Origin of the sequence: Paenibacillus sp. NAIST15-1 (assembly GCF_001894745.1) — a bacterium.
In the GTDB taxonomy this organism is placed as follows: domain Bacteria; phylum Bacillota; class Bacilli; order Paenibacillales; family Paenibacillaceae; genus Paenibacillus_B; species Paenibacillus_B suaedae.
Genome location: NZ_BBYF01000026.1, coordinates 1 through 21,774, shown reverse-complemented (window position 1 = coordinate 21,774; position 21,774 = coordinate 1). Strand labels below are relative to the sequence as shown.

Genomic DNA, 21,774 nt, shown 5'->3' with positions numbered 1-21,774 from the left:
CCATCCTTTACTCACTGCCTCCATTATACTTCTAATCTATTTTACAACCAATAAAATGTGAAATAAACTTCAGATTTTGTTTACAAACAATTAGCAGTTCTTGTATATTAAATATGAAATATATTTCAGGTTTTTAAAAGGAGTAGATGACGTGCTCACAAAAGCAAACAGCAAATATGTTTATGGTTATTTAGGATTGATGTTAATTGCAACTTCCGGTGCGTTTATATGGCAATTCTTCATGCCGAACTTGGCCGCAAACTATTCGATATGGAGCCAAAGCAATGGCTGGCAGAGAGAAATTGCGCTGTGGAATGTCGGAATTATGTCCTCCATTCTGGTCGCCTTTTTGAAAAAGAATGATGCCTATGCCTCAATCCTTGCATTCTTCTCTACCGTGTTGTGTTTCGTATTAGGCTTGAATCATCTCATTGCGTTGTTCTCCGTTGTTGATGGAAATAAAACAATACATGCGATGGGCGTTATTGAAGTGCTTATTATTGGAGGATTAGGCGGCATTTTCACATTAATGAAGGCAGATTTTTTTCATATGGCTCAAAAATAGACACCCTCAATGATACAGTACAAAAAGGTCGACTCCCCGATCTCACGGAAAGCCGACCTTTTATGATGTCACATGCCATATTAAGCAAGACCGAACCAGTGAACGAGACCGAACCCGAGCAATGACAACAAAACCGAGCCAATGAATCCCGCCGCGAACGACTTCATCCCAAGTCTGCGGAATGAGACAAGATCGACATTCAAGCCGAGCCCCGCCATCGCCATGGCAATCAGCATGTAGGCCGCAATGACGATATATCCTGCAATCTGTTCTGGAACGATCCCTAGTGAATTAAACCCGCTGACGAGCAGGAATCCAAGGATGAACCATGGAATCGGTACTTTGGCTTTCTCCGTCTGAGCACCTGCTCCTGCTTCCTTGCGGCTCTCACGTGATGACCAGATGCCGATCAGAATAGCGACCGGAACTAGCAAGGCTACACGCGTAAGCTTAACAATGACCGCCATATCGACCGCTGCGCTGCCCCCTGGATCTGCTGCTGCAATGACATGGGCAATTTCATGCAGTGTCGCACCGGCAAATATCCCATATCCGTTATCCGACAAGCCAAGTACCGGGAACAAGAACGTATATGCTAATGTAAAAATAGTGCCCAATATCGCAACCATCGCAGCACCGATTGCCGTTTCTTCGTCCTTGGCTTTAATTTGCGGCGCTATCGCTACCACGGCCGCCGCACCACAAATCGCGGTTCCGCACGCCGTCAATATACCGAGCCTTTTCTCAACCTTGAACAATCTCGTAAGTCCATATACGACCGACAAGGTAAATACAATGACGATAACCGCCATCATGAATACTTTGGGGCCTGCACGTACTATATCCATAAGGTCTAAGCGCATCCCGAGCAAGATAATGCCGAGGCGGAGCAGCTTTTTACTCGAAAAATTCGTTCCTGCAACAATCTCCTGCGGCACCCCGATGGTAGCACGCCACGCGATACCGATCAGAATGGCGATCACAAGCTGTCCCATAATACTAAGGAAAGGCAATCCCGCAAGCAGCTTCGCTGCAACCGCAATAATGAGCGTTAGCGCGATGCCGAGCGCAAATCCTCTATATTGTTTATTTCGCTTCGGCTTGGTGGCCAGAAGAACTTCCCCGTTATTCATATCCATCCCCCGTCTCTAAGCAGGTGTAACCTGATGCTTACGATGAATACTATATATGGCTTCGCTCGTGAGGGGAAATACGGATATGCAATCCCTAGCATAAGGAAAACTTATTGTCGGTATATTTATCTATAACATGAGGAGCAATTTGGTGCCTCTATGTGCCGTCCGACATTGACCATTCGCCAGGCATACTGAAGTTACATACAAAAATACCCCCAAGGCATTCTTTATATCATCCGATATAAGAACTTGTCCTTAGAGGTGCTTGAATGGCCTCATATTAAGGGTAGTCTAGACTACTGTGTTCGAATGAAGGTTCAAATATATATTCTGACTGTAGAAAATTATGGTATGATACATGAGTACAACTGATTCGGCATGAAGGGCGGTCGGCTAGTCTCCCTGACGGGAGGTGATGCCCATGACAGTATTCGAAGCACTAACGCTAATGATTAGCTTTGGTACGCTTATCGTGATGCTGTTATCGTTTAATAAACGGAAATAGACCGCCCCATAGCAAGGTATCGGTCTATTTCATGTCCGTCTTTGCAGCCGACCGTTCTTACATGCGGCCGTTGTGCAGGGATCGTGTTGGTAGCACGATCCCTTTATTCATTGTATCGCTGTTATTACATATTATACCTGATTGCTGCAGCTTAGCAACTTGAAATATAACACCTATCATTTAAGAACTGCTTCTGCCCAACCTTATGCTGTCAGGCTATGATCAGGTAAACGTATAACTTCGACATCAAGAGTGGAGGATCATGAACTGGAAATGAGCAAAGCAATCTTACATTTAGAAGGGTTGTCCGTATTATTAGGATGCATCTATTTTTACGACTATTATCAATTTAGCTGGCTGTTGTTTTTTGTTCTGCTATTTGTTCCTGATGTATCCATGATCGGATATATACTAAGTAATAAAGCAGGGGCAATTATTTATAATGTATTTCATACCTACTGTGTGACGCTCGGAACCATGATGTGTGGAATCCTCTTATCCAATCAGACTCTCTTAGCAGTGGGGATCATATGGACAGCCCATATTGGAATGGATCGCATGTTTGGATTTGGGTTAAAGTACACGACAACATTTAAAGATACTCATTTTAACCGACTATATAAGTAAAGAATTAACGGAGGATCGTTAGCCAAATGATCGTAGATACAATGAAGGTATATGTAACGGTCGTGGAGCAGCGTAATTTCTCGCGGGCCGCAGAACTGCTCCATCTCTCACAGCCTGGCGTCAGCCAGCATATCCGCAACTTGGAGCAGGAATTCGGTGTGCAGCTCATCCATCGCTCGCCTAAGCATGTGAAGTTGACCGAAGCTGGAGAGATATTATATAAGCATGCGAAGGAGATGATCGCCCGCTATGAGGCAGCACGCGAAGATATCGGGCTGCTGCGGGATGAGGTGACCGGATCGCTGCGCATCGGAGCCAGCTTCACAATCGGAGAATATATATTGCCACGCATCGTGGCTTCATTCGCACGCCAATACCCGAGCGTAGATGTTCAAGTAACCGTAGCCAATACGGAGCAAATCGCACTGTCCGTACGCGCGAATGAACTGGACATCGGACTCGTAGAAGGCAAAATCGAATATACAGATCTTCAGCTCGGCACTCCGTTCATGGAGGATGAGATGGTGCTCGTTGTACCGCCAAACCATTCGTTTGCTTCCATGCCTACCATCGAGCCCCGCATGCTGCATGACGAGGTATGGGTGCTGCGTGAGCAAGGCTCGGGTACAAGGGCGTACAGTGATCAATTCATGAGCGATCTGAAACTGCACATCAAGCGTTCCTATGTATTCAACAGCAGTCAAAGTGTCAAGGAAGCTGTTATGGCCGGACTCGGGATTGCAATGCTCTCTTATTGGGTCATTCGCAAAGAGCAAGAGCATGGTGATCTTCGCTTGGTTCATGTAAAGGGCAAGAGCGTCAAGAGAGCGTTCCACATTCTTCAGGACAACAACGCTTCTGCCACGATGGCCATGACGATGTTCATCGACCAGGTAAGGCATTTCCAAATGCGGTAATGCGATCTCACCTGACCGCCAATGCAGCTAAGCAGGCTGGAAGCTCCATGATGCTGTGGATGACGAAATCAGGTCTAATCTGCTTCGGCAGTACTGTGCACTCGTCATCCCCGAACAGCTCCCTGTGCAAGCTCTGACATTCCCGCTGAAGCTGCTGGCTGCATAGCGGCAAGAAGATCTGTTCATGCACGCGCTGTTCAGGAGCGAGCTGATGCAGTTCCTGTGGAAGCTTACGGTTCACCAGGATAGAAGCTGCTCCAGATTGATTCGCCATGTACACATCATGATCCAGCCGATCCCCAACATGTGCGGCGATTGTACCGTGCTGACGGATAGCACGAAGCATATGCGCATCAGGTTTGCCGCCGCCTGCAATCTCCGGTGTCACGATAAGCTCGAAATATGCCGCAATGCCAAGCGCCTCGAGAACAGGATATTGATATTTATAGTATCCGTTCGTCGCAACCGCCAATCGATAGCCATCCTGCTTCAACTGCTCCAGAACGGTCTTCACCCCTTCTTCGAGCAAATAGATCTTCGTCGGCGGCTCTGCATGCTTGCGCACGAGTTGTTCTACTTGAATATCTATACTTGGAGCCACACCGAGTTCAGCAAGGACTACTCCCACCATATCGTCCCAATCGTAGGCTGCAACTGTCTCACCAGCTTCCATTCGCTTCCGATGTTCCGCATGAAGAAGCTTCCCCATATCGAAACTCGTGTCATCGTACACTTCGATATCTGTACGCAATTGCAATTGCTCCCGCACAACACTTGTAATCTCCGGAAAGATCCATGCAGCAAATGAATTCTGCATCAATGTCCCATCTAAATCAAATGTAACCCAGCTGCTCATCCGCTCGCTCCTTCCTTCCCTATCCCTTGCCCAACAAGCATAACAAGCCCCACATGCCAACACTTCGTTCACTCTACTGCTAGAACGCTAACACCAAGATACTCAACTGCTAGTATATTAACATTAAGTTATTCTGCTGCTAGTATGCTAACACAAAGCACACTAAGTTTACTCTACTGTGCTAGTATGCTAGCTGCTTTACAGCCCTCATCAGCCTTGCACAAAGTAATTACGAATATAGAATATAAAGATAAAGATTCCTATGATAAGTAGGCAGCTGCCAAACCATTACCCGAACCAAACCTTACTCAGCCGCTCAACACCTTCTCTTATCTGATGCAGACTGAGTCCACCGAAGCCAATGAGTAAGGAGGGCATCTCGTCTGCTTCTTGCTGAATTCGATAAGTCGAGGTCGGATACACCTTGACTCCAACGGTTCTTGCCGCATCAATTAATTGCTGCTCATGATGTTCGTGCTTCACTTGAAGCACGATGTGAAGTCCAGATTGCTGACCAATTACGCGGACTCGATCGCCCATTTCTTTTTTTAGAGCTGTCAGTAATGTGCTGTGCTTCTCTTGATACAGCTTGCGCATTTTCCGCAGATGCTTGTCCCAATGCCCTTCTGTCATGAATCGCTCCATTGTCATCTGATGCAGCTTCGAAGCCGTCTGCTCATAAGCAGAGAATTCAAGCTTATACCGCGTTAGCAGCCATGGAGGAAGCACCATATAGCTTAGGCGTATGGAAGGAAGCAGAGACTTGGAGAACGTTCCAACGTAGATGACCCGACCATGCCCATCCAGCCCTTGCAGTGAAGGGACAGGCTTCGCACCGTACTTGAACTCTCCATCATAATCATCTTCGATAATAATGCTTCCTCTCTCGTTCGCCCATTGCAGCAGCTGCATCCGCTTCGCAATAGACATCACCATGCCTTGTGGAAATTGATGCGACGGCGTTACATATACCGCACCAGCATTCCGTTCTCTTAGCTGCTGTACAGATATGCCTTCAGCCTCCAGCGCAATCGGCTCTATCTCGAAGCCATGATGATAGAATATGGCCCGCGCCCCGTCATATCCCGGCTCCTCCATCGCAATCGAACGCGTATCTTGGCGAATCAGCTGACAGATAAGCATGAGCAGCTGCTGGATGCCAGCCCCCATCACAATCTGCTCCGGCGTGCAGCGCACTCCCCTTGATTGGTACAAATATTGAGCAATGGCCCTGCGCAATCCCGCTTCGCCCTGACGGTGTCCGTACTGCAGCGCCTCATCCTGCCTATATCGAAACAAATCATTCGCTAACTTCCGCCATACGATTAACGGGAACTTCTCCCTATCTACATTGCCATGGCGAAAATCAATCTCAATTTCTGCATCCTTATCAGATCCATCCCTGTCCTCCAGCGATACGGAAGTTGGTAATGGCTGCGTCGGCTCTCGTTCAACTTCTTCTGTGAACCCTCCTGCTAGCTCTCGGTCAGATCCTCTATCTCTACTCTCTGCATGCTTCACATCCCCTTCAATCGGCATAACAAACAAGCCAATTCGGGAGCGATTCTCCACATACCCTTCTGCTATCAACTGCTGATAGGCTGCCTCAACCGTATTGCGGCTCACCTGCAAATGAACAGCCAGTGTTCGGATCGAAGGCAGACGCGTACCCGCTACTAAAGTTCCGTTCACTATCTGCTTCGCAATATAACTGTACAGCTGTGCATACTTCGGCTCTGTTGCATGATCATCGATATGCGGTGTCAGTTCAAGCATATTCATTTCACCTCTGTCCCCATCCAAATCTATAAATCTGCCACTTATCAACAGGACAGATAGTCAGTACAATAATACCATTATTTCGTAATGACAGGAAGGAAGATCAGATGGCTAGCGTATGGTTCAGCTATATATTACTCGGGCTGTCTCTCTCAGCCCCCGTCGGTCCAATCAGCATCGCACAGATTAAGGCCGGGTTAAAAAACGGATTCTGGAATGCTTGGTTCTTAGGGCTTGGCGCAATGAGCACCGATGTCATATTCATGCTGCTTATCTATTATGGAGCCACCTCGTTCCTAACAACGCCGCTCGCCAAGCTGATCCTATGGATTGCAGGGTTCATATTGCTGCTGTATCTTGGATATGAGAGTATTCGCGAGGCTAGATCTACAGTGCAGATCTCAGATTCAGATGCCAAGAAGGAACATGTCGGTTCTTCTTTTTTATCGGGCTTCTTGCTGGCGTTATCCAACCCGCTTAACATCGTATTCTGGATTGGCATATACGGCTCGGTAATGGCATCGACCATAGATGTAATAGGCAAGCAGGATACCTTGCTGTACAGCAGTGCGATCATTGTCGGTATTCTCATATGGGATCTGTTCGTCGCAATCGTGACTCATGTCAGCCGCAAAGCCGTCACGCCGCGACTTATGCAATACGTATCGATTGCCGCAGGGATTGTGTTTATTGGCTTCGGCATCTATTTCGGCTATTCCGCCGTCCAACAAGCCCTCTCATTCTTTTAAATGCTGTCACTTCCGCTGGATCGACTAGCGATTATCTTATACATACAAAGGAGACAATCACACATGCACTTCATTTTCGATATCGATGGTACAATTTCATTCAAAGGACAGCCGGTATCTGCACCAATTATGGACTGCTTGGCACGCATTCAAGAAGCTGGACATGTCGTCGGCTTCGCGTCTGCCCGCCCGTGTCGGGATATGCTGCCCGTGCTCGATGAACGCTTTCACCAAAACCTGCTCATCGGCGCCAATGGCGCCATGACCTATTTCAAGGGAGAACGTCTTGCAAGCAGCCCGCTTCCGCAGATAACTTCAGATACAATCATAAGCTTGCTGGAGCAATATGAGGCTTCATATCTCGTAGACGATGAGTGGAACTATGCACATAACTTGGAGGATTCACATCCCTTCCTATTCAATGTCGATCCCCTACGATTGGCAGCTCATGTACCGATGAACGAAATTCACAGCACCATTAAAATTCTTGTTCTAGGCAGCAATCGCTTAGAGGAACTCACTGAAAAGCTCAAGTCATTGAATACAACGCTTCACTATCACTCTGCGGAAGGCATCCTGGACATGACTAACGTTGGAGTTAACAAAATGGCTGCCCTGCGCTCATTCGGGATTAACCCTGGTCAATTCGTCTGCTTCGGCAACGACATGAACGATATTCCGATGTTCGAGCAAGCTGGATACGCTGTTGCCATTGGCAGCTTCGATAAGCTGCTTCCACACGCATCGTGCAGCATTCCAGTTGGCGACGATACCGAAGATCGCATTATTGCTAAGCTTGAAGAGCTGGCGTTCGGGGAAATATTTGCTGACCGTTCAGACGCTTCTTCCGATACCATTCTGTCTTCGTAATCGACAATAGCCCCGCCTGCGACTGCAAGCGGGGCTGTCTTTTCTATATAGAAGATAAACACTGCTTCCTATTTCAATATATAAAATATACTGCTTCGCACTTTCCTGAATCGCAGCTTCCTCCGCGCCCAATGCGCCATGGAATACAAAGGCAGGCAAGATCTTAGAATCAATAAGATTGCTCGTTGCCTGGAACGGCTTCAACAGTCTATTCGGAAAATCTCCTCAAATGGGACACTCCTATTCCCAATATGAAGCTAACCTGCATTCCACCCTATTTCAACAGATAGGATACGTATTCCTTGACACTATTCTGAATCGAAGCTTCATCTGCGCCCATTGCACCATGGAACACAAATGCCGGCAAGTAAGTCGTGCCTATTAAATTGCTCGTTGCTTGGAACGGCTTCAGCAACTCGCTCATGGAGTAGTGATTGAGACCACCAGCTTGATACTTCTCTTGCGGACTTCCCGTCGATACAGCCAGCATCAGCTCCTTGCCATGCAAGCGATCGCCACCAGAGCCATATGCCCAGCCATATGTAAGCACACTGTCCAGCCATTGCTTCATCAATGGCGGCGAGCTGTACCAATAGAATGGGAACTGCCATACGATACGATCATGGCTTTCACACAATGCCTGCTCCTTCTCGACGTCGATTTGTCCATTTGGATACGATTTATACAGCTCGTGTACGGTGATGTTATCATGCTTGCGAAGCTCTTCGGCCCAAGCACGGTTCACGTTGGATGCATCCAAGTTGGGATGTGCAACAATGACAAGTACCTTCATGACATTCCTCTCCTTCTGTCTCTAACAAGTATCACACTTATATCACATCTATTTTATCATACATAAGTCATTCATTACATAATCAGCAAGTGCCAACAAACTGCAATCATCCATGTTCTTCAGTTCGTTTGATATCGTAAAGATATCGACTGCCCATGCTCCTCTATTGTAAGCGAATCCCCCCTCTCACAGCATTTCAATATGGATGTCTTCCTAACGAATGGCACATTAGCGATATCATACGAATTGCACTATACTAAATGAAGTATAGACACCAAGGGGGGATACACATGTCAACTTCAGAACAAACGACAACCTTACCGTGCCCAGAGGGAACATCACAATCTACTGCCTCCCCAGCCACTATACTTGAGCACCTAGAACACGAATCTACTACGGGGACAACTCCAACCATTGCTTGCCCCATCGAGCATACGATGAATATCATCGGAGGCAAGTGGACTTTTCTTATACTGCGTGAATTGTTCTACGGTACAAAGCGGTTCGGAGAGTTAGAGCGCTCGCTCCATGGAATTAGTCCGCGCACACTGTCACTCCGATTGAAGGAACTGGAACAGCGGCATATTATCCAGCGGACTGTATTCTCCGAGATCCCACCGCATGTTGAATACTCGCTAACCGAGATGGGGCTAACACTCCGTCCTATTTTCGATGCGATGAAGGACTGGGGAACCACATGGAATGTGATGGGAGATACTCACGAGTGAATGCTACCCATATCGCACATGCCCAGAGAGCCTGCCTGTGTGGCCCTGGGGCATGTATCTCGGATCTATGCCACGGTTAACTAATGCACCTCATACCCACAACCTTCCAATGTGCATATGGAATGCGAAGGTGTGATCTTGTCCATGCGTTCGAGTATAATAGAGAGGCAGACATATGATCTGTACAAATGAACATCAACACCATCATGCACATAGGAGGCGATAGCATGTTAGTCGTTACGAACACAATCCGAATTCAAGAGGGATTCGGCAAGCAAGTGGCAGAGCGATTCGCGCAAGCCAAGGGCGTTCAGCAAATGAGCGGATTCATTCGCATGGAGGTATGGCTTGGAGCAGGTCAAGAAGGCGAAGAGGAATTGAAGGTATGTACAGTGTGGGAGAACGAAGAGTCGTTCCGCAACTGGACATCTAGCGAGGCCTTCCGCGAATCTCACCGGGGTGCGAGCGACAGCAAGCAATACATGCTCGGCGCTTCTTTGAACAAATATGAGCTTGTTGTTAGTCATAACGGACAAGCATAACCATCAGAAGGAGATTATTGAATATGAAATTACACGATCTTACGAACAAAACCGCACTGATTACGGGAGCAGGCAAAGGAATTGGCAAAGCGTTGGCTGAGTCGCTGGCACAAGAAGGTGTGCACCTTGGACTCATCGCTCGAACGAGCGCTGACCTTGAAGCACTTCAAGCTGAGCTGACTGCAAAATATGATATTCGCGTCGCAATCGCTACAGCTGACGTTGCGGTACAAGATGATGTAAACCGCGCTGTTGCCTCCCTTACGGAGCAGTTGGGTGCTATTCACATCGTTGTCAATAATGCAGGCATTGCGAAATTCGGCAAGCTTGTCGACATGGATCCACAAGAGTGGGAACGCATCATTCAGGTTAATCTGATGGGAACTTACTATGTAACTCGTGCTGTGCTGCCTGCGATGATCGAGCAGAATGAAGGCAGCATTATTAACATCTCTTCGACAGCTGGCGAGCGCGGCTTCGCTACAGGGTCTGCTTACAATGCTTCTAAGTTCGCAGTGATGGGCTTAACCGAAGCGCTCATGCAGGAGGTGCGCAAGCACAATATCCGCGTGACTGCATTGACGCCAAGCACAGTGAATACAGAGCTCGCAGTAAATGCAGGTCTTAACATTGGCGACGAAGATCGCATGATGCAGCCAGAAGACGTAGCGGAACTGGCCCTTGCGGCTCTTAAGCTTCCACAACGAGTATTCGTGAAGACTGCTGGCATTTGGACAACAAATCCACAGTAATTCGAATTATCCATTTTCTATTCATTGCAGCACTTTCAGGCTGGCTGAGGAGAATACTCCTATAGCCAGCCTTTGTTATGCATGAAGCCGGCATATCTGTGCCGCTTCCCCAAGCCATTTAATCCCGCCCTGCCTCTACAAGTTTCTCCGCTACGAGATGCGGCTGAATATGGAATGGAGTCATATGATCACCATGCGCTGTAATAAGCCGGAACATCCCCAGTCGGCTTGACATATGAGGGTGCCAGCCATACTGTTCTCCTTGCGGAAGTGCGGTATCATCCGTTAAATACAAGTAGCTTTTGGGCATAGATAAACGATAAAATTCCGTCAGATCCAGCTTCTCGAATAATGGCCCAGCAGGCTCTGGTGTAACGGTACAATAAATTTGAAACGCTAATTCAATACTTGCATTGTTCATAAAGGTCTCTCTCCATACGGCGAAGGGCAGCATGATCGTATTATCAGATGACTGCTGCGCCAACTGAATCCACTCCTGCTTGGCTTGGGGAGGAATCTCATCCGCCGTGCTGTATCCATTGCGTACCACGAATGCATCCATATATACAAGGCGCCGAACACGGTCAGGCACAAGCTCCACTACCTTGCTAATCACCGTTCCACCGAAGCTGTGACCAACAAGAACAATATTCGTAAGCTGATGATGAATAATACACTGAATGACTGTGTCCACATACATGGCGTGGGTTACATTCTTGTTCCGATCCATTCCATGCCCTGGCAAATTCGGCGTATAGACGGTATGCCCCATGCCATGAAGAACTTCAGCCGTCTTCCACCAATAACTCGAGTCCCCCCACGAGCCGTGAACGAGCACAAATGTTATGGATTGACTACACCAATTCATATCTCTTGCACCATCGTATGCATACTGTGTCTGTATATTGGCATAAGATGACTGACTCCCTGCCACAAATCCCCCGTTCATTCCCTGATTCATAGCCGTTCCCCTCTCCCCTCGTTGATCAAACATCGATTCCTTACCTACAAAAGAACCCCATTTCCAATGTATGAGCAACAGAAGGTAATAAGCCTATTTGCCGATACTTGAAGTGTAACCCTTGTGATCCCACCCTGTGATCGCATTATAGATATGAAGCTTCATAAAATAAGCACAAACCGAGGATAAACAAAGCCACGTTCAACAACCGTGAACGCGGCCTTCTCTCAACCTTTTACGATCGGCAAAATAAAATGCGAGGGATAATCCGTATTTCGAAATATTGTCTGTGTGGCAAGCTTCAAATCCGATATCGTCACATCCCCAGGTGGGATCATACTATTTGGATTCCGATCGTATGTCGGGAACAAGGAGCTCGTAATTTCTAACCGAATCGCATGCCCTTGTTGAAAAACGATAGAGGTTGGCCCGAGAGAAATGTCATAAGCAACCACCTCTCCCGGAACTACTGGCTCTGGATGCTCCAACGAGCGACGATAGGCTGTACGTACAATGCCTTCGGCAATGTTGTACGCCCTTCCATCTGGATAGACATCCATCAATTTAGCAACGAAGTCGGTATTGACTGCTGTCGTCGACGCATACAACCTAGCGACAACTTCCCCAGCAATTGTCACTGGTCTATCAAGAGGCCCTGTCGTGTAAACAAGGACATCATTGCGCACTTCATTCGCTAGCTGCAGCTTCGGCCCCATCGGAGTCAGGTCGGGCACTGCGCCCGATCGCCCTCCAAGCGCAGGAACCGGAATGAGCGGATCATAGATGTATGTATCTGCAAGCAGCGGGTCATCAAACGGTAAATCCTGCGACAATCGACCGTCTCCATTTATGGAGTTGGCCCGATCTCCATGCAAATAATATTTCGTTAGCTCCACCTGAGGGGGCGGCCAAGTCTGAGTATACTTCCACTGATTCGATCCCATCTCAAAGTAGCTAATCATGCTCCACGATTGCAGTGCATGCTCATCCTCTTTCAGCCACCGATCAAACCATGCCAATTGCCACTCATTCACTCGATTCGAAGCCTCAATGCCGAAGTCAAGCTCACTGACATATCGCGACCATGGCATGTGATACCACGGCGTGATTCGCAAGTATTGATTCTCCCTCGCTTCTTCACTCGCCCCCTGCTGCTGAACCCCTTCGTAATTGCGAATGGTTCCATCTACAAACGGATCATACCAACCACCGATATGCAGGACGGGTACGTCAATGCGGTCATATCGCTCTTCGATGGACAGTGCTCTCCAGTATTCATCTCGTGTCGGATGCTGCAGCCAATCCTGATAGAACGGTGCAAACTCACCATTCATGAGCGGCATATCCCGAAGCGGCAGCGTGCTGTACAAGCCATGTATGACAGAACCCCCGCGCGCCAGCTCCCGCTCCCATTCGGGACGTCCATGTCGTCTAGCCGTGTTCTGTGTAAGGAACATGATCCACGACTGATTGCAAGCGAGGGCAAATGCCCCATTGCGGTACACACCGCCCTGATAGGCGTCCGATCCAGTCATTGCGGGCGTTAAACAAGCCAAGTGCGGAGGTCTTGCAGTTGCCGCATGCCACTGAGCCGCTCCCGCATAAGAAAAGCCGTACGTGCCCACCTTCGGGATCACATCAGGCAAGGCTGCTGCCCATTCGATCGTGTCATAGCCATCCCAAGCTTCGTTGCGGTAAGGCTCAAACTCACCTTCCGACTTCCATCTTCCTCGTACATCTTGGACAATCACCACATACCCATGCTGTGCATACCAAGATGGATGCGCATAATTCATCGTCTGTGCATCTTCCTTATTGTACGGGGTGCGCAATAGAAGCACCGGGTGAATCCCTGTTTCGGGACGATAAATATCGGCGTACAAAATCACCCCGTCTCGCATTGGAATCGGTACATCTCTTTCGACGATGACAGCGAGTCTTGTGGGGGTTGTTTGGGCTGTGGTTGTATGGGCTGTGCTCATTGCAACGTCGCCTCTCCATAATAAGGTTCCTTCTGCTTATTCTTATGGACAGCCGGATTCACATCTCCGCAAGCCAAATCTTTGTAAGCCAATAACCCTCCAGCACGAACAGCCGTGCGAACTCCCCTTGCAATGGCTTCCGCAACCACATCTGCGGCAAGTGTTCCGACGAGATCCACTGTGGCCTCGATTGAGCCTGTGGAGGCAGCAAAGGCAATATCACCATCGTACATCGTATGAACCGGATAGATTGCTCGCGCAAACCCATCATGTGTCATTTCAGCTACCTTCTTCAACTCCGTCTTCGTCAGTCTCGCATTGGTGGCTACAATGGCTAACGTCGTATTTGTCCCTTTAAATGAAAATGGCTTCTCCTTCAGCCAGTGTAGGCTTGCACCATCTTGAAGTTCGCCTTCATCACTGAGCGGCCCAGCAAGCAGTTCTCTAGTATCTGGATCTCGAATTTCCCCAAGCGCATTCACCGCTACGATCGCTCCTACAACCAGCCCATTTGACAGCTTGATCGAAGCCGTTCCAATACCACCCTTCATCGCACGCTCGAACCCGCCGATCTTGCCTACAGAGGCTCCGCATCCCGCACCTACATTGCCTTCAGCAACATCTCCCGATGACGCATCAGATGCTGCTGCGTATCCCATATCACGATCTGGCCGAGCATTCGGACTGCCTACAGACAAATCAAATAGAACAGCCGCTGGCACAATCGGAACAATCCCGTAGCCTACATCAAATCCGATATTTCTCTCCACCAAATAGTCTGACACGCCAGATGCCGCATCGAGACCGAAACTCCCTCCACCACTCAATACGATGCCATGTATGCGCTCCACGAGATTGGTTGGCTGGAGCAGATCGGTCTCTCGGGTTCCTGGTGCAGAGCCTCGTACATCAACGCTGCATACCGCACCGTCTTCCCAGATCACCACTGTGCATCCTGTCATTCCTTCCTCATCATGCGCTTGGCCAACCCGTGTACCAGGTACATCCGTAATCTGCCCGTTCATTATCCCTCCACCTCCTCGCTCAGCAGCTTCGCCTTCTGCTTCCGACTCGGCGTGAGCTTCTTCCATCCAGCAACGACAGCAGTTGTAATAATGACGGAGACAATCGCCTCCGGAATTCCGTTGGTAAGCCCTACACTAACCGCCACTTCTAAGGACAAGTAGTTGCGAAGCACAGCCGCCGTCAGTACGAGTACCGTGTTTGTGATTGAACCTATAAACCCCGCCGCACCGATGGCAATGTACTCGTTTTTTCGCTTTAGCGCAGCATAGATCAAATAAGCAAATAGGCCAATAAACAAGCGCGGAACAAGCGCGACAAGCGGATCTTTAAATAAAGGAATGGTAGACTCCAGCAAGGAGGTAACGCCAAAAATCAGACCGATGGCCGTGCCGACTCCCCAACCCTCCAATATGGCTCCAACAATGACAGGGATATGTACAATAGTTACCGTGCCCGCTGCGGTCGGAACAGGAATAAAGCCTAATTGAGTAACGCCAAGCAGGATGGCAATAGAGCCGAGAACACCGGCAATTACAATTTTGCGAATACCTGGATTTGAATTCATAGGGGGTTCCTCCTTGTTCATCTGTGTTAAAGGGATGTAAGGCACTTCATCGTCCATTCCATTACAGCCAAATCAACAGATAGGCCGCTCCTACCGCCACAAACAGGAGCATCACATCAGCAGTTCGCGCTTCAAACGAACGGAACGAGGTTCTGCCATGCGATCGGTATCCTCGCGACTCCATTGCCGCAATTAATTGCTCCGCACGCTGAAGAGCTAATTGAAATAACGGAATGATCAAGGGAAATACCGATTGTGTTCGCTTGATGATCCGCCACCACGGGATCGTACCGAAGGATGCGCCGCGAGCAGCCTGCGCCTTGCGAATCTTATCCATCTCCAGCGCGAATGTTGGAACGAAGCGAAGGGCAATCGTAATCATCATGCAGAAGGCATGCACAGGAACCTTCATCTTCTCCAGCGGGCGCAATAAGCTGTGCATGGCCCGTGCAAGCTGAGTTGTTGTGGTGGTCAGTGTCAGTACACTCACGAGGAGCATCATATCTACGAACCGCATCGTGGATACAATGACAAGCCGTACCCCGCCTTCTGTCAGCCAAATGAATCCATACTGCCAGTACACCTGACCATTCGCATACACTTTTCCATTGAACAATAATTGAAGAAGGGCCAGAATTAGGAGAAAAGGAAGGGCAGGCTTCAATCCCTTCAAGGCATATCCGATTGGAATGCGCGCAAGGAAGACGATGAACAGACTAATTGCGAGTCCGGCTATATTACCTGCATAAGACTGACAGAAGGCAACAGCGCCAATATATAAGGTGAACGCCGCCAGCTTATACCGTGAATCCCACTGATGGATGAGTGAACGTCCCGGCATGTACTGCCCTATCGTAATATGCCGAGCCGAATCAAATGCTTCTGCCATCGTTCTACCCCACCTCCTGATGAAGCAATTTCCTTATTTCCACTACCGTTTCCTCAACTCCGAACGTGCTGCTGCTCAAGTCATATCCGTTCGCAATCAACGTATGAACAAGCTCCACACTTTGCGGCGTTCCAATCCGATAGTGATGAATGAGCTCCCGATTAGCAAAGATTTCACGTGTCGTTCCATCAGCGACATTGCTCCCATCTGCCAGTACATATACTCGATCTGCGAGCAGGGCTACTTCTTCCATACTGTGGGTGACAAATATGATGGTTCTCCCCTCATCTCGCGACAATCGCTTGATCTTGTATAGCAGTTCCTGACGAGACATCGGGTCAAGCCCCGCAGTCGGTTCATCAAGCACAATGACTTGGGGATCCAGAGCTAACAGTCCTGCAAGTGCGACCTTGCGTTTCTGTCCACCGCTAAGCGCATAGATAGGTCGGTTCCTCATTGTTTCGAACGGCAACCCAACGAAATCCATCGCGTGCTTCACGCGTTGAATGACCTCCTTCTTCGGCAATCCATATTGAAGCGGGCCGTAAGCGATATCGTCAGCTACATATTTCTCGAACAATTGATCCTCTGGCTGCTGGAACAGAACCACAACTTGCCTTCGTATTTCGGACAGTGAGCGCTTCGATTCGGACAATTCATGGCCAAGCACGTTGACTTGCCCGGCTTGGGGAAGCAGTAAGCCATTCAGATGCTGGATAAGCGTCGACTTGCCTGAACCCGTATGTCCGATGATTGCCACGCATTCCCCTGGCTTAGCATGAAAATACACATCGTAAAGTGCATCATGCTGGAATGGCGTTCCCTTCATATACGTGTGGGACAACTGCTCAACCTGTACTGCATATTGTGGCAAACTCATGATGATAACGCCTCCTTCCGCTGCTGCCACCTCACCACTTGCTCGAACTCATCCACCACTTCAGCTACCGTTAACCGATCTGATCGGAACAGTTCTTCATGCCGATGAACGCCCGCTGCTATTCGATTCATTTCTGGCGGCTCCAAATGATAGGCAGCCAGCTGTTCGTGATTCGTGAACAGCTGCCTCGGAGTGCATTCACGTACAATACGGCCTTCTTGAAACACAATGACACGATCGAATTGAACGACCTCTTCCATATGATGAGTAACCGATACGATGGCCACCCCCTGATTGCGCAGCTGCTGGATCACCTCCATCACTTCCCGCCGACCATAGGTGTCGAGCATACTCGTTGACTCGTCGAACACAATACAAGAAGGCTGCATCGCCAGTACCCCTGCAATCGCAATACGCTGCTTCTGGCCCCCTGACAAGCGATGTGGCGGTCGGTCTCGAAATGCCGACATTCCCACCACTTCCAATGCCTCATCTACACGGCAACGAATTTCATCTTGAGGCACACCGATATTTTCCGGCCCAAATGCAATGTCATCTTCAACGATCGTCTCGACCAACTGATTGTCTGGATGTTGAAACACAATGCCTACTGCCGAGCGGAGACGCTCCCTAGCTTGCGCATTTTTCGTATTCGTACCGGAAACCCATACCTCTCCGCTTGAGGGCAGAAGCAGCCCGTTCAGCAGCTTGGCAAAGGTGGATTTGCCGGAACCGTTATGTCCGACGATGGCCACCGCTTCCCCCTGTGCCAGTTCGAAATCAACATCATAGAGAACTGGAATTCGCTCTTCACTTTCTCCATAATGAAAAGAAACTCGTTCTACCCGAATGATCGGACCCACATAAATTCCCTCCTTCTCGAAGTATTTAACAACTGTGTCTCAGGAACGAAAAAAGACGTCATTCCCCATGAAGGGAATAACGTCTCCGGTCGTCCGGTCAACATCAACCTATAATTCCGATGTGATTATAATGATTTGAACAGAATCTTATCACCGCCGTATGTACCTGTCAACGATTGTTTTGCGCACGCTCTTTTACATGTGAACGGATTTAATGTTGATAATTCCTATTGACATTTACGTATATAGTGGAATATGATACATCGTAACATACAGGCGAATACGCATCGGCGGTTCGACCAGTCAACTGGAGACACCCGATCCTTCTAACGGATTGGTGTGTCTCCTTTTTATTTTACGATTAAAAAGGAGGCCTTCTACTTGTCTGTTCAAACCCATCATCATATCGATGAACAAACCCTTCAAGATTTGCTTCAATTCCCTCTGCTTGACGCCTTATTCGGACGGCGCTCACGCCGCTTCTTTAGGGGTGCTGAAATTCCAGACGGAGCTCTGGCCTATACGTCCAAGCATGAGTCGCTTCCCTTGGATGAAATAGAGAAAATTCTTATCCTCCTGGCAGTTGGCGGTGTCACCGGCTGGCATCATTCCGTAACCCGTCATGAACGATATAAGCCGCATCTATCCAATTATTCAGGCTCAGCCTCAGGTCGAACGTTTCCATCAGCGGCTGGCTTCCATACCTCTCAGATTTTCTTTACCGACGACACAGGAACGTATCTGTTCGACACGCGAGACACACCTCCGTACACGGAACGGGATTCAGATGGCAACCATCGTCTCATTGACCTCATTCAAGCTTATTCTGGCAATATTCGCCGCATTTCCAATCAACGTCTACATATTCCGAATTATGAGCCTTATATGGAGGGGCATAATTCATGGGTTGCGAACAAGCCAGGTACGCTGCTCGTCTTTCCAGTTGGAGACTTGGCTCAGCATACGATTGCAAACCTATGCTTCTATGTCCAAAATGGGCTGTGCATTTACGATGATGTGAACGACCGACCTATTCCGGGCATTGAGCAGTTCCGTGACATTGTCGATGTTGACAATCCACTTCCGCTTACATTCCTTGATCAATATTCGTTGGCAGAGCTATCGGCTGAGTTGTCGACCGCGACCTATGCTGGCATGCTCATGCAGCAGGCACTCGGATTAGGCGGCTGGATGTTCGACGGCATTGACCGACTTACTGTGCTCGGAGCTAGCGGGGATCCGAATGTACCTGGACTTGGATTCCGCTATGATACTGACAAGCGGTGGTCGCTCCCTAATCCAACCGGCCTTGAAGGAGTGTTCACTTCGTTTACACCGCCGCATTTTGCAGATATGCGCGCCGCTGTGGATGCGTTCTGTGATCGCAAGTTTGGCAAAAACGGCCCCTTCCATCCCGATACGCCAGGCCCATGGAAAGATAGCCGCCAAGTACGAGGCAGCGCACAAATCCACGATGAGCCGTTCCGAGAAGCAGTCAGCCATATGGCGCAATACATTTATGACGCCTTCGGCAAATTTCCTGCCACGGTTCCATCCGTCTTTTCACTTATGTATTTGCAGACCCACCATTTGGATTTGGATTATTATGATCAATTTTTTGGCCCACATGCTTATTTGCGCTCTCATGCGGAGCACCTCGCCAAATGGCATGGCATCAAGTAATTCGGACATTACAAAGAGGCTCTCCTTATCAAGGGGAGCCTTGTGGTGTTTCCGTTTATTTTAGCAGCTGATTACGCAGCATGGACATCTGCTCGTCCATTTGGAACGCGGATTTGGATAGTTCATAGAGCTGGTTGCGCGCATCCTCAGGCACTTCTCCGCCTTCATATTTATAGTTCAGCTTATGTTCTGTCGCTGCCCAGAAATCCATGGAAGATGTGCGCAGCTGAATTTCAGCGGGTACCCACAATACTTCGTGCGAGAGAATAACCTGTGTCTTCACCACCATGTGCAAACTTTTATAGCCGCTTGGCTTCGGGTTCTGAATGTAATCCTTCACTTGAAGCACTTGGATATCCTCTCGCTGCTCGATGTGCTCTTTCATCATGTATACGTCATCCAGAAATGTGGTAACGATCCGCAGTCCCGCAATATCACGAATATTGTTCTGAACCGCATCCATGGAGAACGGAATCCCTTTGCGTTCAATTTTTTTGAGCAAGGACAGCGGATTCTTCACCCGTGCCTTCATATGTTCGATCGGAGAATATCCGAATTTGGTCTTCCAATCGAGATCAATGATTTGAAAATCACTCTGAAGCTCGTTCAGAGCCATTTCATATTGACGAAAAAAGCCACCCCAATGCTTCTGTATCGCCTCGAACAATTCAAATTTATTTAAGATAGGCAAGTTCATGCTGTCTCCTCCATCCGATATGTGAACAATGTAACAATACTATATAACCAAGATTACCTCCTCTTGACGCTGAGATCAAATGTACAGGATTGGAAGGAGACGATCCCCCATTTATTTTAAGGTGTATAAAGAAGGAAAAGCGTGAGACTCTCTCGTCTGCACGCTTTTCCTTACTTTTTATATTTGCGCCAATCCAGGCTGCTGTTATTCAATAAATATTCGAAGTTGTTGTCCAGCTTCTTCTGCTCTGCACGGCGGGCTTCTTCAGCCTTCTGGCGCTCTTGTTCCTTGCGAGTGTCTTCTTGGACTTGCAGTTCCTTGGCTTGAGTCTTCAGCTTGTTCAAGACATCGGGACTTAACAAATCCTTCAAGGTAGCCGGCTTCTCCGTGGCAGCCTGAGTCGGAGCCGCTGCTGTTCTGCGTTTTTTCCCCATTCTGATCACCTCGATTTCCCTTTCATTATAGCAGTATTCCTCATGAAGCACCATCTTCCACACAGACAACCCTAAACTGTAATACGATTGATTGCTGATTCGTGTTGCGGATACACATTCATCTACATACATTGTGGGTATTGGTAGAAATGTCCCTATGAAAACTAGTCTGTTTCCAATACATCGTCTCTGTCCATCCAACTTATTCTGAAGGAAGGAGCATACACCATGGATGGGGATCTAAGGAAAAATAGCTACAGCAACCTAGTCCGGTCTAATATTTTCCCTCCGCAAAGTTGTGCAAATGTATTTCCACCCCCGTTTGTCCCAATCCCACCTCATACTGGCCCAACGAGCCCGACTGGCGTACCTACAGGTATAACAGGGCCAACGGGTCCGACCGGCCCAACTGGAGCGACGGGCGCCAACGGACAACGAGGAGCTACTGGTGCCACTGGCGCTAACGGCGCGACTGGCGTTACCGGCGCTAACGGCGCGACTGGCGCTACCGGCGCTACCGGCGCGACTGGCGTTACTGGCTCTACTGGCGTTACCGGCGCTACCGGCGCTACTGGCTCTACTGGTGCTACCGGCGCTACTGGCTCTACTGGTGCTAGCGGCGCTACTGGCTCTACTGGTGCTACCGGTGCTACTGGCTCTACTGGTGCGACTGGCGTTACTGGCGCTACCGGCACAACCGGTGCTACTGGCGCTACCGGCGCTACCGGCGCTACTGGCGTTACGGGCGTTACTGGCGCTACGGGGGCTACTGGGGCGACCGGCGCTACGGGGGCGACCGGCACTACTGGCGTTACTGGTGCTACTGGCGTTACTGGTGCTACCGGCGTTACTGGTGCTACTGGCGCTACCGGCGCGACTGGCGTTACTGGCGCGACTGGCGTTACTGGTGCTACTGGCGTTACTGGTGCTACTGGCGTTACTGGTGCTACTGGTGCTACGGGCGACACTGGCGCT

General features: G+C 48.9%; 24 protein-coding genes. 11 read left to right on the top strand and 13 right to left on the bottom strand.

What is annotated here, in order from left to right:
- Window positions 1-151 precede the first annotated feature (151 nt).
- The gene (locus PBN151_RS28850; RefSeq protein WP_072732056.1) at window positions 152-565 is read left to right on the top strand and encodes a hypothetical protein; all 414 of its coding nucleotides are present in this window, start codon (window positions 152-154) and stop codon (window positions 563-565) included.
- Between the two features lie 80 nt (window positions 566-645).
- On the opposite strand, the gene PBN151_RS28845 is transcribed toward PBN151_RS28850, so the two are convergent.
- Complete coding sequence (locus PBN151_RS28845) at window positions 646-1,698, bottom strand: YeiH family protein (RefSeq protein ID WP_072732100.1); 1,053 nt, start codon at window positions 1,696-1,698, stop codon at window positions 646-648.
- Window positions 1,699-2,116: 418 nt separating this feature from the next.
- On the opposite strand from PBN151_RS28845, the gene PBN151_RS32610 reads away from it, so the two are divergent.
- From PBN151_RS32610 to PBN151_RS28835, 3 genes are all read left to right on the top strand, one after another.
- Window positions 2,117-2,206, top strand: a complete 90-nt coding sequence (locus PBN151_RS32610; protein WP_221888502.1) for a putative holin-like toxin — start codon at window positions 2,117-2,119, stop codon at window positions 2,204-2,206.
- 273 nt (window positions 2,207-2,479) lie between these two features.
- On the top strand, window positions 2,480-2,833 hold the full coding sequence (locus PBN151_RS28840) for a DUF4260 domain-containing protein (RefSeq protein ID WP_072732055.1): 354 nt from the start codon (window positions 2,480-2,482) through the stop codon (window positions 2,831-2,833).
- Window positions 2,834-2,859: 26 nt separating this feature from the next.
- Window positions 2,860-3,750, top strand: a complete 891-nt coding sequence (locus PBN151_RS28835; protein WP_072732054.1) for a LysR family transcriptional regulator — start codon at window positions 2,860-2,862, stop codon at window positions 3,748-3,750.
- A gap of 7 nt (window positions 3,751-3,757) precedes the next feature.
- Here PBN151_RS28835 and PBN151_RS28830 read toward each other — a convergent pair whose 3' ends face one another.
- Together PBN151_RS28830 and pdxR are read right to left on the bottom strand one after the other, a co-directional pair.
- A complete protein-coding gene (locus PBN151_RS28830; protein WP_072732053.1) occupies window positions 3,758-4,606 on the bottom strand; it encodes an HAD family hydrolase in 849 nt (282 codons plus the stop codon).
- 288 nt (window positions 4,607-4,894) lie between these two features.
- Entirely contained in the window at window positions 4,895-6,409 is a 1,515-nt protein-coding gene (gene pdxR / locus PBN151_RS28825) for a MocR-like pyridoxine biosynthesis transcription factor PdxR (RefSeq protein WP_370510462.1), read from the bottom strand.
- An 83-nt stretch (window positions 6,410-6,492) separates the two neighbouring features.
- On the opposite strand from pdxR, the gene PBN151_RS28820 reads away from it, so the two are divergent.
- Together PBN151_RS28820 and PBN151_RS28815 are read left to right on the top strand one after the other, a co-directional pair.
- The gene (locus tag PBN151_RS28820) at window positions 6,493-7,134 is read left to right on the top strand and encodes a LysE family transporter (RefSeq protein ID WP_072732052.1); all 642 of its coding nucleotides are present in this window, start codon (window positions 6,493-6,495) and stop codon (window positions 7,132-7,134) included.
- Window positions 7,135-7,197: 63 nt separating this feature from the next.
- Window positions 7,198-8,004 carry an HAD-IIB family hydrolase gene (locus PBN151_RS28815; protein WP_072732051.1) on the top strand — a complete coding sequence of 269 codons (807 nt, stop codon included), beginning with the start codon at window positions 7,198-7,200 and terminating at the stop codon, window positions 8,002-8,004.
- Between the two features lie 274 nt (window positions 8,005-8,278).
- On the opposite strand, the gene PBN151_RS28810 is transcribed toward PBN151_RS28815, so the two are convergent.
- Window positions 8,279-8,797: an NAD(P)H-dependent oxidoreductase gene (locus PBN151_RS28810; protein ID WP_072732050.1), complete on the bottom strand. Its 519-nt coding sequence runs from the start codon at window positions 8,795-8,797 to the stop codon at window positions 8,279-8,281.
- Window positions 8,798-9,234: 437 nt separating this feature from the next.
- Here PBN151_RS28810 and PBN151_RS28805 point away from each other — a divergent pair, with 437 nt between their 5' ends.
- The 3 genes from PBN151_RS28805 to PBN151_RS28795 all read left to right on the top strand — a co-directional run bounded on the left by PBN151_RS28805 (window position 9,235) and on the right by PBN151_RS28795 (window position 10,819).
- Window positions 9,235-9,525 (top strand): winged helix-turn-helix transcriptional regulator, encoded by a 291-nt coding sequence (locus PBN151_RS28805; protein ID WP_072732098.1) that lies wholly within the window; start codon window positions 9,235-9,237, stop codon window positions 9,523-9,525.
- 227 nt (window positions 9,526-9,752) lie between these two features.
- Window positions 9,753-10,067 carry an antibiotic biosynthesis monooxygenase gene (locus tag PBN151_RS28800; protein ID WP_072732049.1) on the top strand — a complete coding sequence of 105 codons (315 nt, stop codon included), beginning with the start codon at window positions 9,753-9,755 and terminating at the stop codon, window positions 10,065-10,067.
- Window positions 10,068-10,090: 23 nt separating this feature from the next.
- Window positions 10,091-10,819 carry a 3-ketoacyl-ACP reductase gene (locus PBN151_RS28795; RefSeq protein WP_072732048.1) on the top strand — a complete coding sequence of 243 codons (729 nt, stop codon included), beginning with the start codon at window positions 10,091-10,093 and terminating at the stop codon, window positions 10,817-10,819.
- A 118-nt stretch (window positions 10,820-10,937) separates the two neighbouring features.
- Here PBN151_RS28795 and PBN151_RS28790 read toward each other — a convergent pair whose 3' ends face one another.
- The 7 genes from PBN151_RS28790 to PBN151_RS28760 all read right to left on the bottom strand — a co-directional run bounded on the left by PBN151_RS28790 (window position 10,938) and on the right by PBN151_RS28760 (window position 17,985).
- Window positions 10,938-11,687: an alpha/beta hydrolase gene (locus PBN151_RS28790; protein ID WP_072732097.1), complete on the bottom strand. Its 750-nt coding sequence runs from the start codon at window positions 11,685-11,687 to the stop codon at window positions 10,938-10,940.
- Between the two features lie 320 nt (window positions 11,688-12,007).
- Window positions 12,008-13,762, bottom strand: a complete 1,755-nt coding sequence (locus PBN151_RS28785; protein WP_072732047.1) for a CocE/NonD family hydrolase — start codon at window positions 13,760-13,762, stop codon at window positions 12,008-12,010.
- The gene (locus tag PBN151_RS28780) at window positions 13,759-14,787 is read right to left on the bottom strand and encodes a P1 family peptidase (protein WP_072732046.1); all 1,029 of its coding nucleotides are present in this window, start codon (window positions 14,785-14,787) and stop codon (window positions 13,759-13,761) included. Before PBN151_RS28780 ends, PBN151_RS28785 begins: the two co-directional genes overlap by 4 nt.
- Complete coding sequence (locus PBN151_RS28775; RefSeq protein ID WP_072732045.1) at window positions 14,787-15,353, bottom strand: ECF transporter S component; 567 nt, start codon at window positions 15,351-15,353, stop codon at window positions 14,787-14,789. The genes PBN151_RS28780 and PBN151_RS28775 overlap by 1 nt, the downstream gene beginning before the upstream one ends.
- A 61-nt stretch (window positions 15,354-15,414) precedes the next feature.
- On the bottom strand, window positions 15,415-16,242 hold the full coding sequence (locus PBN151_RS28770) for an energy-coupling factor transporter transmembrane component T family protein (protein WP_072732044.1): 828 nt from the start codon (window positions 16,240-16,242) through the stop codon (window positions 15,415-15,417).
- 4 nt (window positions 16,243-16,246) lie between these two features.
- On the bottom strand, window positions 16,247-17,122 hold the full coding sequence (locus PBN151_RS28765) for an energy-coupling factor transporter ATPase (protein WP_072732043.1): 876 nt from the start codon (window positions 17,120-17,122) through the stop codon (window positions 16,247-16,249).
- The gene (locus PBN151_RS28760; RefSeq protein WP_072732042.1) at window positions 17,119-17,985 is read right to left on the bottom strand and encodes an energy-coupling factor transporter ATPase; all 867 of its coding nucleotides are present in this window, start codon (window positions 17,983-17,985) and stop codon (window positions 17,119-17,121) included. Before PBN151_RS28760 ends, PBN151_RS28765 begins: the two co-directional genes overlap by 4 nt.
- A 381-nt stretch (window positions 17,986-18,366) precedes the next feature.
- Here PBN151_RS28760 and PBN151_RS28755 point away from each other — a divergent pair, with 381 nt between their 5' ends.
- A complete protein-coding gene (locus PBN151_RS28755) occupies window positions 18,367-19,668 on the top strand; it encodes a hypothetical protein (RefSeq protein WP_227775183.1) in 1,302 nt (433 codons plus the stop codon).
- A 55-nt stretch (window positions 19,669-19,723) separates the two neighbouring features.
- On the opposite strand, the gene PBN151_RS28750 is transcribed toward PBN151_RS28755, so the two are convergent.
- Entirely contained in the window at window positions 19,724-20,365 is a 642-nt protein-coding gene (locus PBN151_RS28750; protein ID WP_021262317.1) for a GTP pyrophosphokinase, read from the bottom strand.
- Between the two features lie 170 nt (window positions 20,366-20,535).
- Window positions 20,536-20,799 carry a YqkE family protein gene (locus PBN151_RS28745; protein WP_028532639.1) on the bottom strand — a complete coding sequence of 88 codons (264 nt, stop codon included), beginning with the start codon at window positions 20,797-20,799 and terminating at the stop codon, window positions 20,536-20,538.
- 228 nt (window positions 20,800-21,027) lie between these two features.
- On the opposite strand from PBN151_RS28745, the gene PBN151_RS28740 reads away from it, so the two are divergent.
- A partial coding sequence (locus tag PBN151_RS28740) for a hypothetical protein (RefSeq protein ID WP_175560826.1) occupies window positions 21,028-21,774 on the top strand: 747 nt, incomplete at its 3' end.